This window comes from Micromonospora radicis (genome assembly GCF_003583405.1).
In the GTDB taxonomy this organism is placed as follows: Bacteria; Actinomycetota; Actinomycetes; order Mycobacteriales; family Micromonosporaceae; genus Micromonospora; species Micromonospora radicis.
The window spans coordinates 73844-87836 of sequence record NZ_QXEC01000010.1 but is presented as its reverse complement, the minus strand read 5'-3'; the positions used below and the strand labels follow the sequence as shown (position 1 = coordinate 87836).

The following is a 13993-nucleotide window of genomic DNA, read 5'->3' as shown; positions in this document are numbered from 1 at the left end:
CTCTGGCGTTTCCGGGCCGCCGGTCAGCGGCTCACCCGCTGGGCGATCAGCCGACGGGGGCTGAACCGCAGCATCCGGTGCCGGAGCCGGCCCACGCCGGTCACCAGCCGTTCCGAACCGTCCGCCAGGGTGGTCCGCCACCGGCGCAGCACCGACGGCGGCAACGCGGCCGCGATCAGCCGGGTCCGCCGGTCGGCCTGCCCGGCGAGCGCGCCACGCACCGAGTGCAGGGCCGCCGGCAGTGGCTCGCCGGTCAGCGGATCCCGCGCGTACCGGGCCCGTTCCTCGGCCCGGCCGAGTAGCCGGGCCGCCGTCCCGGCCTCGGCGTCGGCGGTGAGCGTCTCCCGCACCAGCCGGTCGGCGGTCGCCCGCGGGGTCTCCGTCGGGTCCACCCGGACCCGGTAGTCGACAAGCGTGTCGATCAGTTCCGCCCAGGCGGCGTGCGCGTCCGCCCGTGCCCGGTCCGAGTCGGCACCGACCAGCACCAGCGGCCGACCCGGTTCGGCGGAGTCCCCGTCCGGTACGTCGACGGTACGCAGCACCGGCGCCGGCCGTCCGCGTCGACGACGCAGCGCGTACCGGCGCAGTGCCGGCATGGCGAGCAGGAGCAGCAGCACCAGCACACCGACCACGGTCAGCAGGGGCCAGCGCGGGGTCTGCCGGGCCGGCGTGTCGCCGCCGCCGACGGCACCCGACTCGTCACCGGCCTCGAACTGGTCCGGGCCGCGCTCCGGCGCCGCCGACGGGTCGGCGTCGTCGGGCGTGTCCGTCGGATCGGTCTGCGGAGTCGACTCCTCCGGGGCGTCGATGTCCGGCGCCCAGGCCGAGCGGGTCGAGCCGGGTACCCCGTAGGAGGGGGTCGCGTCGAACGGCACCCAGCCGATCTGGTCGAAGTAGACCTCCGTCCAGGCGTGCAGGTTCCGGTTGGTCAGGGTCAGGGTGTCACCGCTGCGCCGGTTGCCGTTGGTGAACCCGAAGGCGACCCGGGCCGGGATGCCGGCGTCGCGGACCATCCAGGCCAGCGCCGCGGCGTACTGCTGGCAGTAGCCGGCCTTGTTCTCCAGGAAGTCGAGGATCTCCTGGCCGCTGGTGCCCTCCTCGGTGCTCAGCTGGTACGTGAAGCCGTTGTCCTCGGAGAAGTAGTCGTAGATGGCCCGCACCTTGTCGTACTCGGTGCGCTCGCCCTCGGTCAGCTCCGCGACCAGGGCCCGCACCTCCGGCACGTCGGGGGTGACGGTCTGCTGGCGGCGCAGCGGCAGGTCGGCCGGCAGCGGCTGGGCCGAGCGCAGCGCCTGCGGGGTGTACGTCGAACGGATGTACTCGAACGAGAACTTCTTGCTCCGCGAGTTGTCCCGGTTGGCGAAGAGCACCTGCAGGTTCGGGTCGTAGAACCAGCTGTTGCCGAGATCGGAGAAGCTGGCCGGTTCGGCGTAGAACGGCAGCAGCGGCATGTTCAGCTCGCGGGTCACCTCGACGGTGGCCTGGTGCCGGGTCCGTTCGATGCCGGGCCGGGACCGTTCGGCCGGCTCGGGCAGGTTGCCGGTGGCGCGCTGGCCGTTCGGGCCGCGTACCCGGAAACCGTCCGCGCGCAGGTCGTCGGCGACGCCGAAGCGCAGGTAGAACGGATCCTGCTCGGTGGTGGTGACCTTCACCAGGTCGGTCACCCGGGACTGGTTGAGTTCACCGCTGAGCGCGGCGAACAGGTCCACCCGACCGGGCGAGGCGCCCAGGCCCGGCCCGCCGAGACCGGAGCCCACGCCGGAGTTCAGCGTGCCCATCAGGCCCACCGTCATCCCCGGCACGGCCAGCGGGACCAGCACGGCCAGCGCGAGCCCCAGCACGGCCAGCCGGCGACCGGCGGCGGCCAGTGGCGACGCCTCCCACACGTCGACGTCCCGGCCGTCGCCGGTGAACCGGCGGCCAAACCGGCGCACCCGGTCGACGTTGTCGGCGACCAGCAGCCAGAGGAAACCGGCCGCGCCGATCGCGAACGGCACCGGCGGCACGCTGTCCACGTAGACCGCCACCGGCACCGAGTAGATCGCCAGCATCGGCAGCCCGGCCAGGGCCGGGCGACGCAACCCCACGCAGAGCACGTCGACCAGGACCGCCACCGCCCCGATGCCGAGCACGGTGACGAAGAGCAGCGGGTCGACGTCCGGAACCTTCACGCCGTACGAGCGCATGGCCTCGACCGAGCCGGTGAGCAACTCGGCGAAGTGCCCGAAGGTGCCCGGGGTGGGCAGCACCGCCAGCAGCTCCTCGCCGCTGGGGAACAGCCAGGTCAGGGCGAGCGTGAGGCCACCGAGCATGGCCAGCACCTGGGCCCACAGCGGGGTCCGGCCGAGCCGGGCCAGCGCGGCGGCGGCGGCCACCGCGGCCACCGCGATGACCGCCTGGATCAGCCACGTCCAGCGTTCGAAGATGGCCGACAGCGGTGCGGCGGCGAGCAGCGTCGCGGCCGCGGCCACCAGGCCAAGGTTCCGATGGGCGATCATGAGGGGGACCTTCCGTTCATCGCGCGCCGCCGGCCACCGTCTCGGCCATCGCGGCGCGCAGGGCGAAGCCCTGGGAGCCCCGGCCCGCCTGCGGCCAGAGCGCCGGCAGCCGGCCGCCGTGGTCGACGCCGATCACCCGCCATCCGGCCTGCAACAGCACCAGCGCGGCGGCGTCGTGGGCCTGGTCGGCCTCGGCCCGGGCGGCGGCCGGCAGGTTGAGCCAGGCGGAGCTGTCCAGCAGGAAACACACGCAGGTGGCGCCGTTGGCCCGCAGCCCGGCCAGCAGCTCGGCCTCGGCGGTGCTCAGCGACCCGAACAGGCCGATGATCAGACCACCGTCGGCCCGCTGGCGGACGTGCTGCACCAGCGTCGTGATCTCCACCCGCTGGTCCATCCGGACCTCGGCGAGCTGGTCGAGCAGCAGCCCGTCGCCGGCACCCTCGGTCGCGTCGACGTCGTCGCCGGCACCGGTGACCAGCCGCAGCTTGTAACCGGCCTGGCGCAGGTGCATGGCGATGCTGGCCGCGGCCGAGACGGCCCACTCGAAGCTGGCCGTCGGGCCGTCGCCCTGGTGGCCGTACGCGCGGGTGTCCAGCAGGACCGTCGCCCGGCTCTCCCAGGGCTGCTCCTCCCGCCGCACCATCAACTCACCGGTCCGCGCGGTCGACTTCCAGTGCACCCGGCGCAGGTCGTCGCCGCGCCGGTACTCGCGGGTCGCCGCGTCGTCCTCGCCGTGCACCGCGACCGAGCGGGCCCGACTCTCACCGCTGCCGGTGTACTCGCCCGGCAGCCGTACCGACGGCAGCGGCACCACCTGGGGGACGACGGTGAGTCGGTCGGTGCCGGGGAAGGCCCGACTCAGCTCGCAGAGACCGAACGGGTCGGTCATCCGGACCACCAGCGGACCGACCTCGTACCGGCCGCGAACGTCGGCGCGCACCGTGTACGCCACCGAGCTGGCCTGATGCGCGCCGAGCCGCTCCAGCACCACCCGGGGCCGGCTGCCCAGCGCGTACGGCAGCCGATCCTCCAGCAGCAGGGTGCCGGTGGGCAGCCGGGACATGTTCTGCAGCCGCAGCACCACCCGGGCGCTGGCGCCCACCGGCACCCGGTGCGGCTCCAGCGACCGGTGACAGGCCAGCTTGTACCGGCTGCGCCCGACGTAGAGCGCGGCGAGCAGCGGCAGCACGGCCAGCAGTACCGCCACCCGCAGCAGGTCCTTCTCGCCGAGGATGCCGGCGGAGATGGCCGCCGCCAGCGCGGCGGCCAGGAACGACCGGCCGCGGGTGGTCAGGCCGCGTAGCCCGGCACGCACGTCACGGCCTCCGCGGCTCGAACGGGGCCCGGCCGTTGCCGGCCGGCGGACGGTTCTCGTACGGCGAGCGCTTGCGGTCGTGCGGCAGCGGCAGCCGGTGCACCAGGTCGGCGATGATCGCGTCGGTGGTGCGCCGGGCGAGCTGGGCGTCGGCGGTGGGGATGAGCCGGTGCGCCAGCACCGGCACCGCGAGCACCTGCAGGTCGTCCGGGAGCACGTAGTCGCGCCCGTCCAGGGCGGCCACCGCCCGGGCGGTCCGCAGCAGCTGCAGCGTGCACCGGGGGGACGCGCCGAGCCGCAGGTCGGGCGACTCACGGGTGGCGGTGACCAGGTCGACGGCGTACTGCTTGACCGCGTCGGCGACGTGCACCTGCCGGACGTGCCCGATCAGCCGGCGTACCGTGTCGGCGTCGGAGACCGGCCGCAACGCCGGCAGGGGATCCACGGCGCCGTGCCCGTCGAGCATGGCCAGCTCGGCGGTCGGGTCCGGGTAGCCCATCGCGATCCGGGCGGTGAAGCGGTCCCGCTGCGCCTCCGGCAGGGGGTACGTGCCCTCCATCTCGATCGGGTTCTGGGTGGCGATCACCATGAACGGCGTCTGTAGCTGGTACGTCACCCCGTCGACGGTGACCTGCCGCTCCTCCATGCACTCCAGCAGGGCGGACTGGGTCTTCGGGGACGCCCGGTTGATCTCGTCGCCGACGACCAGGTTGGCGAAGACGGCACCCGGGCGGAACTCGAAGTCGTGCGTCTCCTGGTTGTAGACGCTGACCCCGGTGACGTCGCTGGGCAGCAGGTCGGGGGTGAACTGGATGCGCCGTACCGAGCAGTCGATCGACCGGGCCAGGGCCTTGGCCAGCTTGGTCTTGCCGACCCCGGGCACGTCCTCGATGAGTAGGTGACCCTCGGCGAGCAGGACGGCCAGGGCGAGCCGCACGGTGGCGGTCTTGCCCTGGATGACCTGCTCGATGTTGGCCACGATGGCGTCGCTCGCGGCGCGGAACTCGTCGTACGGCAGCAGACCGCCAACTTCGTCCCAGGTCTGTTGTGTCACGGGCCTCCTCCTCGTCGCAGTCACGGCAGCTCTGTAGTAGAGCACCTGGACCCGCCGCTGGGTTCGCGACGTGCGAGCCTCGTCTGCCGCAGCAATCTCACTGGCCTCTCAGGCTAACCATGTTTGTCGCCAACGCCGACCGCCGCAGGTGTTTGAGTGCTTACGCAGCGATTTGTCGTCACGGAACGCATGTCACCGGTTCTGCCGGGTAAGGGCGCGACCCGGCCCGGAAGAGGAGGAACATGCCGACGGACGTTCAGCGGGGCCGCCGGTCCGAGCCGGCATGATCCTCGCCGTCGTACTCGGCTGGCAACTCGGCCTGGCCGCCTGCGTCCCGCTGCTGACCCGGCGGTTCGGGCGCGACGCCGGCTACCCACTCGCCGTGGGGTACCTGGTCGGGGCGGCGCTGCTACTCAGCCGCCTGCCGGTGATCCTCGACGACCGGGAGGTCGCGGTCGCCTGGCGGTGGCTGCCCGAACTGGCGGTCTCCGCCGCGCTGCGGATGGACGCGCTCGGCCTGGTCTTCGCGCTGCTCGCGCTCGGCGTCGGCGCGCTGATCATGGCCTACTGCCCCCGCTACCTGAGCGCCGACTCCGACGAGGACTACGCCCGGGTGTACGTGACGCTGACCGTCTTCGCCGCCGCGATGCTGGGCCTGGTACTCGCCGACGACCTGCTGGTGCTCTTCGTCTTCTGGGAGCTGACCTCGATCGTCTCCTTCGTGCTGATCGGGCAGGGCGGCCGACCGGCGGCCACCGGGCCCGCCGTGCAGGCGCTGCTGGTCACCGTCGCCGGCGGGCTCGCCCTGCTGGCCGCGATCGTGCTGCTGGCGGTGCACCTCGGCACCACCAGCCTGAACACCATCATCGCCGAGCCGGAGCGGCTCACCGGCGGCCCGGCCTGGGCGGTGGGTGCGCTGATCCTGGTCGCCGCGTTCACCAAGTCCGCGCAACTGCCGTTCCACTTCTGGCTGCCCGGCGCGATGGTGGCGATCACACCGGTGAGCGCCTACCTGCACGCGGCTACCATGGTCAAGGCCGGCGTCTACCTGCTGATGCGGTTCTCGGCGGTGTTCGGTGGCACCCTCGCGTGGGATCTCACGCTGCTGGCCGTCGGGCTGCTCACCGCGGTCCTCGGCGCGGCGCTGGCGCTGCGGCAGTACGACCTCAAGGCGCTGCTCGCGTACTCCACGGTCAGCCAACTCGGCCTGCTGGTCGGGGTGATCGGGGTGGGTACCCCGGCCGCCGACGCGGCGGCGATCCTCTACACCGTCGCGCACGCGCTGTTCAAGGCCACCCTGTTCATGCTCGTCGGCATCATCGACCACCAGGCGGGCAGCCGCGACGTACGGGAGCTGTCCGGCCTGCACCGGGTGATGCCGGTGACGGTCGGGCTCACCGCGCTCGCCGCGATGTCGCTGGCCGGGCTGCCGCCCACCATCGGCTTCGTCGGCAAGGAGGCGATCTTCGAGTCGCTCGGTGCCGCCCCCGGCGGGACGTGGCTGGGCTGGTGCGCCGCCGGACTCGGGCTGCTCGCCTCGGTACTCACCTTCGGGTACGCGGCCCGGCTGGTGCACGGCATGTGCGAGGGACCGACCCGGCAGCGTCAGCTGCGTGAGCCGTCCTGGGCGTTCCTCGCCCCGGCCGGGCTGGCCGCGGTGCTCGCCACCGCCCTCGGGCCGGCGGTGACCGTGCTGAGCCCGCTGGTGCAGCGGGCCGCCGACGACGCCCGCCCCGGTGGCGGCTCGCCCTACCTGGCGTTCTGGCACGGCTTCACCCCAGCGCTCGGCCTGAGCGTCGCCGCCGTGCTGCTGGGTACGTTGCTGTTCGTCGGACGGGTCCGGGTGCACCGCTGGCTGTCGGCGGTACCGACCACACCGCCCTTCGCCGTACTGCTGGACCGGGGTCGACACGCGCTGCTGCGCCTCGGTGCGGTCGTGGCCCGTGGGGCGCATCCGCCCGGTCCGGCCCCGTACCTGGTGCGGCCGCTGCTGGCGGTGGTGGCGCTGGCGGTGTTCGCCCTGGTGCTGCCCGGAGTCCCGGCCCCCGCGCCCGGCGGCCCGGGCCGGCCCGGCGACTGGCTGCTGGTCGGACTGCTCGTGGCGACCCTGGCCGGGCTGCTCGTGGTGCGCTCCGCGCTGGCCGCGATCGGGCTGACCGGGGTGGTGGGACTGCTGCTGTCGGCCTGGTTCCTGACCACCGGAGCCCCGGACGTGGCGCTGACCCTGATGCTGGTCGAGGTGCTCACCGCGGTCGTCGTCATGCTGGCCCTGCGGCAGCAGCCGCGCCGCCTGACGGGCGTCGGCCCGGGTCGTCCGGTGCTCGGCGCGGCGCTGTTGGCGGTGGCGACCGGGGTCGCTGCGGCGGCCGGCACCGCCGCGTTGACCGGTCGTACCCAGCTCTCCGAGCCGGGCCGGTGGTACCTGGAGCAGGCGGAGGAGCTGACCGGCGGGGCGAACGTCGTCAACACCATCCTGGTCGACTTCCGGGCCCTGGACACCCTCGGCGAGGCGGTGGTGCTCGCGGTGGTGGCCCTCGGGCTGGTCCGCCTCACCGCGCCGGCCGGTGGCGCCGGCACCCGGCCACTCGGCGGCGCCGCCGCGGGCGCCGGCCCGGTCGCGGGTGAACCCACCGGCGGTGACGTCGTGCTCGGCCTCGCCTACCGGGTGCTCGCGCCGGTGATGCTGGTGGCCTCGGCGGTGCTCTTCCTCCGCGGCCACGAGGAGACCGGCGGCGGCTTCATCGGGGGACTGCTCGCCGGCACCGCGGTCGGCCTGGGACAGCTCGCCTGCCCCGGCGGCGCACCACTGCTGGGCCGGCTGCCGGCGGTACCGCTGCTCGCGGCGGGGCTGTCGGCCGCCGTCGGCGCCGGGCTGGCGCCGTTGACCGTCGGCCGGCCCCTGCTCGCCCCGCTGCACGTCGAGTCACCCAGCGGGCTGCCCTCGCTGACCACCTCGCTCGTGTTCGATCTCGGCGTCTACCTGATGGTGCTGGCGCTGGTGGTGGCCGCGGTGCGGCGGCTCGGGACACCCGCCGCCCGCCCGGCGGCCGGAGTCGCCCGGTGAGCGGCGGGCGCCGTCGCCGCCCCCGTCCCGCCGACGGGGGGCCGGGGTGAGCGCCACGGTCATGGTCGGTGTCCTGGTGGCGGCCGGCGTGTACCTGCTGCTGCGACCGGGGCAGCTGCGGGTGGTGCTGGGCTTCGTCCTGCTCGGGCACGCGGTCAACGTGGTGTTGCTCGCCGCCGGAGGGCTGGACCGCCGCACCACGGCGCTGGAGGAGGTGGGTCCGCAGACCGCCGACCCGTTGCCGCAGGCGTTCGTGCTCACCGCGATCGTGATCACCTTCGGCATCACCATCCACCTGCTCGGCCTGCTCCGCCGCCGCGGCGGGCCGGAGCCCACCGCGACCGGCGGGTCCGCCGGCCCCGGCGCCGCCGGTGATCCCGCCGCACCCGGCCGCGCCGACCCCGGCGGCCGCGCCGACGACACCCGACCGACGGGGGAGCCGTCGTGACCACCCTGCTGCTGTTGCCGGTGGCCGGGCCGCTGCTGGTGGCCGGTGTGCTGCTCGTACTGCCGGGCCGGATCCGGGTACACCGGGCCGCCGCGTTGGTCACCACGGTGGCGGTGCTGGTGGCGGGGGTGGTGCTGCTGGTCGGCACCGCCGACGGATCGGTACCCGTGTTGCGGGTCGGTGGCTGGCCGCCGGTGGCCGCGATCGGCCTGGCCGCGGACGCGCTCAGCGCCCTGCTGGTGACCGTCGCGGCGCTGGTGGTGTGCTGCTGCCTGGTCTCCGCCGTGGGTAGCGGAGACGACCGCCGGCCGCACTTCCTGCCGCTGGTGCTGGTGCTCTCGGCGGGAGCGTACGGGGCGTTCCTCACCACCGACCTGTTCAACCTCTTCGTGTTGATCGAGGTCATGCTGGTGCCGTCGTACGTGCTGCTGAGCCTGGCCGGTGGGGCCGGGCGCGACGGCGCGGGCCGGGTGTACGTGGCGACCAACCTGCTCGGCTCCACCCTGCTGCTGACCGGTGTGGCCCTGGTGTACGGCACCACCGGGGTGGTCGGCCTGGGCGAACTGGCCGGCGCGGCCCGGGACGAACCGCTGGTGGCGGTGGCCGCCGGGGTGGTGCTGCTGGCCCTGGGCGTGAAGAGCGCGCTGGTGCCGACGCACGAGTGGCTGCCCCGCACCTACCCGGTGGCCTCGCCGGTGGTGGTGGCGCTCTTCTCCGGCCTGTTGACCAAGGTCGGCCTGTACGCGGTGATCCGCGTCTACGCGGTGGTGTACGGCGGCGACCCGGCCTACCACTGGCTGCTCGGCACGGTGGCGGTGCTGTCGATGGTGGTGGGGGTGCTCGGCGCGGTCGGGGAGAACTCGATGCGCCGGATCCTGACCTTCCACATGGTCAGCCAGATCGGCTACGTGCTGCTCGGCCTGGCGCTGTTCACCGCCGCGAGCCTCACCGCGGCCGTCTACTACCTGGCCCAGTACGTCCTGGTGAAGGCGGCGCTGTTCCTCTGTGCGGCGGCGGTGCGCGCTGGGCGGGGTACCGATCGGTTGCGCGGTGCCGGCGGTCTGGCCACCGTGCGACCGGTACTGGCCGTGGCCTTCGCCGGGGCGGCGCTGTCGCTGGCCGGCCTGCCGCCGTTCGCCGGCTTCCTGGCGAAGTTCCTGCTGCTGCGGGCCGCCGCGGAGGCCGGCGCCTGGCTGGCGATGACGGTGGCGGTGCTGGTCAGCCTGGTGACCCTGCTGTCCATGCTGAAGATCTGGAGTGCGTTGTTCACCAGCGAACCGCCGGCCTCGGCGGCCGTGGCGGCCCGGATCGGCCCGGCGCTGACCGCCCCGCCGCTGGCGCTGGCCGCCGTCGCACTGGTGGCGGGGCTGGCCGCCGAACCGTTGCTGGTGGTGGCGGAGACCGCCGCGGCGGGGCTGCGCGACCCGGCCGGCTACGTCCGGGCGGTGACCGGCCGATGAGGCGACCCACCGGCGGAACGAGCCGGGGCACCCCCACCGGGCCCACCCGGCGCGTGGCGGTACGGGCCGGTCGGGTGCTCCGCTTCACCGGCTACTTCGCCGTCCGGTTGTGCCAGGCCAACCTCGCCGTGGCCTGGGAGATCCTGACCCCCGGCTCGGGCCTGACGCCGGGGGTGGTGCGGGTGCCGCTGCGGGCGGTCACCGACACCGAGGTGGCCGCGGTGGCGCTGGCGGTCAGCCTGACCCCGGGCACCCTCACCCTGGCCATCCACCGCGACCCGACGGCGTTGTCGGTGCACGGCATGTACGCCGCCGACCCGGTGGCCTTCCGCCGGGACGTCGCCGAGTTGGAACGGCGGGTGCTGGCCGCGATCCGCCCGGCCGACCACCCCGCCGAGAACGGACCCGACGACGAACCGCCCGGCGACGGCGCGGGCGTGCCGTGGAGGTGGCGATGATCCTGCTCGACGTACTGCTCGTGGTCCTGGTGGGAGCGATGGCGGTGGTGATCGGCCGGCTGGTGATCGGGCCGACCGACGCCGACCGGGCCGCCGCGCTGGACCTGGGGTTCTTCGTCTTCCTGGCGGCGTTGGCCCTGCTCGCCGCCCGGCTGGACGCACCGGATCTGCTCGACCTGGTGCTCACCGGCACGCTGGTGAGCTTCCTGGCCACCGTGGCGATGGCCCGACTGGTGCACCGGCGGCAGCCGTGATCCGTACCCTCGCCGCGTCGGTGCTGCTGCTGCTCGGTACCGCCCTGATCGCGATCAGCGCGGTGGGCATGGTCCGCCTGCCGGACGTGTACAACCGGATGAACTCGGTGGCCAAGGCGGCCAGCCTCGGGCTGAGCTTCGTCCTGCTGGGGGTGCTGCTGCTGATGCCGGGTCCGCGTACCGCCGTGGTGGTGCTGGTGGCGGTCGGCCTGCAACTGTTCACCGCGCCGGTCGGCGGCTACGCCCTGGCCCGGGCCGCGTACCGGTCCGGGGCGCCGCTGGCGGCCGTGACCCGCTACGACGAACTCGGCGGCCGGGCCGGCCCCACCCCCGCCGACCAGGACTGAGCGGGCGGGGCGGGGGTGGCGGGCGACGGTGGCCTGTCGATGGCGGTACACTGCCGGACATGGCCGGAGTCTTCCTGCTTCTTACCGGGCCGTGCTGATGCGCTGAACGCGCGACAGCACGGCGGCCCCTCCTGCGCGAGGGGCTTTTTTGTGCCCGCCGCACCTCCTGCCCGGGCGCCGGCCCGGGACGGGCCGCCGGGCGCAGTTCCGAGACCAGCCAGCACGGACAGACTCCGCCGAGCGACTCGAGGAGAGGCCATGAGTACCCCGACCAGCGACAGCCCACCGTTCCGATACACCGCGGTGCTGGCCGACGAGATCGAACGCCGCTGGCAGGACGTCTGGGAACGGGAGGGCAGCTTCCACGCCCCGAACCCGTCCGGTCCGCTGGCCGACCCGGCCCACCCGCGCACCGGCGCCGAGAAGCTGTACGTGCTGGACATGTTCCCGTACCCGTCGGGCGCGGGGCTGCACGTCGGGCACCCGCTGGGCTACATCGGCACCGACTGCTTCGCCCGCTACCAGCGGATGGCCGGCCGCAACGTGCTGCACGCGATGGGCTTCGACGCGTTCGGCCTGCCCGCCGAGCAGTACGCGGTGCAGACCGGCACCCACCCCCGGGCCACCACCGAGGCGAACATCGGGCGGTACCGGGAGCAGCTGCGCCGGCTGGGGCTGGCCCACGACCAGCGGCGCTCGGTGGCCACCATCGACACCGACTTCTACCGCTGGACCCAGTGGATCTTCCTGCAGATCTTCAACTCCTGGTACGACCGCGAGGCCGGTCGGGCCCGCCCGATCAGCGAACTGACCGCCGAGTTCGCCGCCGGGACCCGGCGTACCGCGGACGGTCGCCCGTGGAGCGAGCTGTCCGCGGCCGAGCGCCGTCAGGTCGTCGACGACCACCGGCTGGCGTACGTGTCGCAGGCGCCGGTGAACTGGTGCCCCGGGCTGGGCACGGTGCTGGCCAACGAGGAGGTCACCGCCGACGGCCGCTCCGAGCGGGGCAACTTCCCGGTCTTCAAGCGCAACCTGAAGCAGTGGATGATGCGGATCACCGCGTACGGTGACCGGCTGCTGGACGACCTGGACAAGCTGGACTGGCCCGAGCCGATCAAGCTGATGCAGCGCAACTGGATCGGCCGGTCCACCGGCGCGCACATCGACTTCCCGACCGCCGTTGCCCCGATCCGGGTGTTCACGACCCGGCCGGACACCATCTTCGGGGCCACCTACATGGTGCTGGCGCCCGAGCACGAGCTGGTCGACGCGCTGGTGCCGGCGGCCTGGCCGCAGGGCACCCGGGACGCGTGGACCGGCGGGCACGCCAGCCCGCGCGCCGCCGTCGAGGCGTACCGCAAGGCGGCCGGTGCCAAGACCGACGTCGAGCGGCAGGCCGACACCAAGGAGAAGACGGGCGTCTTCACCGGCGGGTACGCCACCAACCCGGTCACCGGTGGGCAGATCCCGATCTTCATCGCCGACTACGTACTGGCCGGCTACGGCACCGGCGCGATCATGGCGGTACCCGCCCAGGACGAGCGGGACTGGGAGTTCGCGGAGGTCTTCGAGCTGCCGATCGTGCGTACCGTGCAGCCGTCGGAGGGCTTCGACGGTAAGGCGTACACCGGGGACGGTCCGGCGATCAACAGCGCCGCGCCCGAGCGCGGTCTGGACCTGGACGGCCTGGGGGTGGCCGACGCCAAGGCGCGGATCATCGCCTGGCTGGAGGAGACCGGCACCGGTCGGGGCGCGACCACCTACCGGCTGCGGGACTGGCTGTTCAGCCGGCAGCGGTACTGGGGTGAGCCGTTCCCGATCGTCTACGACGCCGACGGGTCCGCCATCGCGCTGCCGGAGGAGATGCTGCCGGTCGAGCTGCCCGAGGTGGACGACTTCTCCCCGCGTACCTTCGATCCGGAGGACGCGGACAGCAACCCGGAGACGCCGCTGTCGCGCCGCCGCGACTGGGTCGAGGTGGAGCTGGACCTGGGTGACGGTCCCAAGCGCTACACCCGGGAGACAAACGTCATGCCGCAGTGGGCCGGCTCCTGCTGGTATGAGCTGCGCTACCTGGACCCGACCAACGGCGACCGGTTCGTCGACGCGGAGACCGAGCGGTACTGGATGGGGCCGCGCGGCGAGGGCGACTGCGGCGGCGTGGACCTGTACGTCGGCGGCGCCGAGCACGCCGTGCTGCACCTGCTGTACGCCCGGTTCTGGCACAAGGTGCTGTACGACCTGGGGCACGTGTCGAGCTTCGAGCCGTTCCGCAAGCTGTTCAACCAGGGCTACATCCAGGCGTACGCGTACACCGACGCCCGGGGCGCGTACGTGCCGGCCGAGGAGGTCGTCGAGCGCGACGGCGGCTGGTTCCTGGGCGACGTCCAGGTCAGCCGCGAGTACGGCAAGATGGGCAAGTCCCTGAAGAACGTGGTCACCCCGGACGAGATGTGCGCGGCGTACGGTGCCGACACGTTCCGGGTGTACGAGATGTCGATGGGGCCGCTGGAGGTGTCCCGCCCGTGGGAGACCCGGGCGGTGGTCGGCTCGTACCGGTTCCTGCAGCGGGTCTGGCGGGCCATCGTCGACGAACAGACCGGCGAGTCGCGGGTGGTCGACGAGCCCGCCGACGAGGCGACCCGACGGCTGCTGCACAAGGTGATCGACGGCGTCCGGGGCGACATGGAGGGGATCCGGTTCAACACCGCGATCGCCAAGCTGATCGAGCTGACCAACGGGGTGACCCGGCTGGCCCGTACGCCGCGGGAGGTGGCCGAGCCGCTGGTGCTGATGCTGGCGCCGGTCGCCCCGCACATCGCCGAGGAGTTGTGGCGGCGGCTGGGTCACGACACCTCGCTGACCTACGCGGACTTCCCGGTCGCCGACCCGGCCCTGCTGGTCGCCGAGACGGTCACCTACCCGGTCCAGGTCAACGGCAAGGTCCGCGGCCGCATCGAGGTTCCCGCCGACGCCACCGAGGAGGCCGTCCGCGCCGAGGCGCTGGCCGCGGTGGCCGGCGTACTGGCCGGCAAGGATCCCCGCAAGGTCATCGTGGTGAAGGGCCGCATGGTCTCCGTGGTGCGGTGACCCCA

General features: G+C 73.6%; 9 protein-coding genes and 1 pseudogene. 7 read left to right on the top strand and 3 right to left on the bottom strand.

The annotated features are described in order from the left end of the window. Positions 1 to 23: 23 nt before the first annotated feature. Genes D2L64_RS12705 through D2L64_RS12695 form a run of 3 tightly spaced genes read right to left on the bottom strand, consistent with a single transcriptional unit; the run spans position 24 to position 4867 of the window. Complete coding sequence (locus tag D2L64_RS12705) at positions 24 to 2498, bottom strand: transglutaminase TgpA family protein (RefSeq protein WP_119575649.1); 2475 nt, start codon at positions 2496 to 2498, stop codon at positions 24 to 26. A 16-nt stretch (positions 2499 to 2514) separates the two neighbouring features. Further along, the gene (locus D2L64_RS12700; protein WP_119575647.1) at positions 2515 to 3813 is read right to left on the bottom strand and encodes a DUF58 domain-containing protein; all 1299 of its coding nucleotides are present in this window, start codon (positions 3811 to 3813) and stop codon (positions 2515 to 2517) included. A 1-nt stretch (position 3814) separates the two neighbouring features. After that, positions 3815 to 4867: an AAA family ATPase gene (locus tag D2L64_RS12695; protein ID WP_119575645.1), complete on the bottom strand. Its 1053-nt coding sequence runs from the start codon at positions 4865 to 4867 to the stop codon at positions 3815 to 3817. A gap of 283 nt (positions 4868 to 5150) precedes the next feature. Between D2L64_RS12695 and mbhE the strand changes: the two genes are divergently transcribed. The 7 genes and pseudogenes from mbhE to leuS all read left to right on the top strand — a co-directional run bounded on the left by mbhE (position 5151) and on the right by leuS (position 13988). Next, the gene (gene mbhE / locus D2L64_RS12690) at positions 5151 to 7931 is read left to right on the top strand and encodes a hydrogen gas-evolving membrane-bound hydrogenase subunit E (RefSeq protein ID WP_119575643.1); all 2781 of its coding nucleotides are present in this window, start codon (positions 5151 to 5153) and stop codon (positions 7929 to 7931) included. Between the two features lie 46 nt (positions 7932 to 7977). After that, positions 7978 to 8274, top strand: a pseudogene (locus tag D2L64_RS12685) (sodium:proton antiporter); the annotation flags it as partial. 101 nt (positions 8275 to 8375) lie between these two features. Beyond that, positions 8376 to 9839: a proton-conducting transporter transmembrane domain-containing protein gene (locus tag D2L64_RS12680; protein WP_119575639.1), complete on the top strand. Its 1464-nt coding sequence runs from the start codon at positions 8376 to 8378 to the stop codon at positions 9837 to 9839. Then, positions 9836 to 10297: a Na+/H+ antiporter subunit E gene (locus D2L64_RS12675; RefSeq protein WP_119575637.1), complete on the top strand. Its 462-nt coding sequence runs from the start codon at positions 9836 to 9838 to the stop codon at positions 10295 to 10297. The genes D2L64_RS12680 and D2L64_RS12675 overlap by 4 nt, the downstream gene beginning before the upstream one ends. Next, positions 10294 to 10551: a monovalent cation/H+ antiporter complex subunit F gene (locus tag D2L64_RS12670; protein ID WP_119575851.1), complete on the top strand. Its 258-nt coding sequence runs from the start codon at positions 10294 to 10296 to the stop codon at positions 10549 to 10551. Before D2L64_RS12675 ends, D2L64_RS12670 begins: the two co-directional genes overlap by 4 nt. Beyond that, positions 10548 to 10898, top strand: a complete 351-nt coding sequence (mnhG, locus tag D2L64_RS12665; protein ID WP_119575635.1) for a monovalent cation/H(+) antiporter subunit G — start codon at positions 10548 to 10550, stop codon at positions 10896 to 10898. Before D2L64_RS12670 ends, mnhG begins: the two co-directional genes overlap by 4 nt. Before the next feature lie 258 nt (positions 10899 to 11156). Beyond that, positions 11157 to 13988 (top strand): leucine--tRNA ligase, encoded by a 2832-nt coding sequence (gene leuS / locus D2L64_RS12660; protein WP_119575634.1) that lies wholly within the window; start codon positions 11157 to 11159, stop codon positions 13986 to 13988. The last annotated feature ends 5 nt before the right edge of the window (positions 13989 to 13993 follow it).

What these genes read in the sequence shown, in the direction of transcription:
- D2L64_RS12705 (WP_119575649.1), bottom strand. Translation starts at nt 2,498, where the DNA reads ATGATCGCCCATCGGAACCTTGGCCTGGTGGCCGCGGCCGCGACGCTG.
- D2L64_RS12675 (WP_119575637.1), top strand. Translation starts at nt 9,836, where the DNA reads ATGAGGCGACCCACCGGCGGAACGAGCCGGGGCACCCCCACCGGGCCC.
- mbhE (WP_119575643.1), top strand. Translation starts at nt 5,151, where the DNA reads ATGATCCTCGCCGTCGTACTCGGCTGGCAACTCGGCCTGGCCGCCTGC.
- D2L64_RS12670 (WP_119575851.1), top strand. Translation starts at nt 10,294, where the DNA reads ATGATCCTGCTCGACGTACTGCTCGTGGTCCTGGTGGGAGCGATGGCG.
- leuS (WP_119575634.1), top strand. Translation starts at nt 11,157, where the DNA reads ATGAGTACCCCGACCAGCGACAGCCCACCGTTCCGATACACCGCGGTG.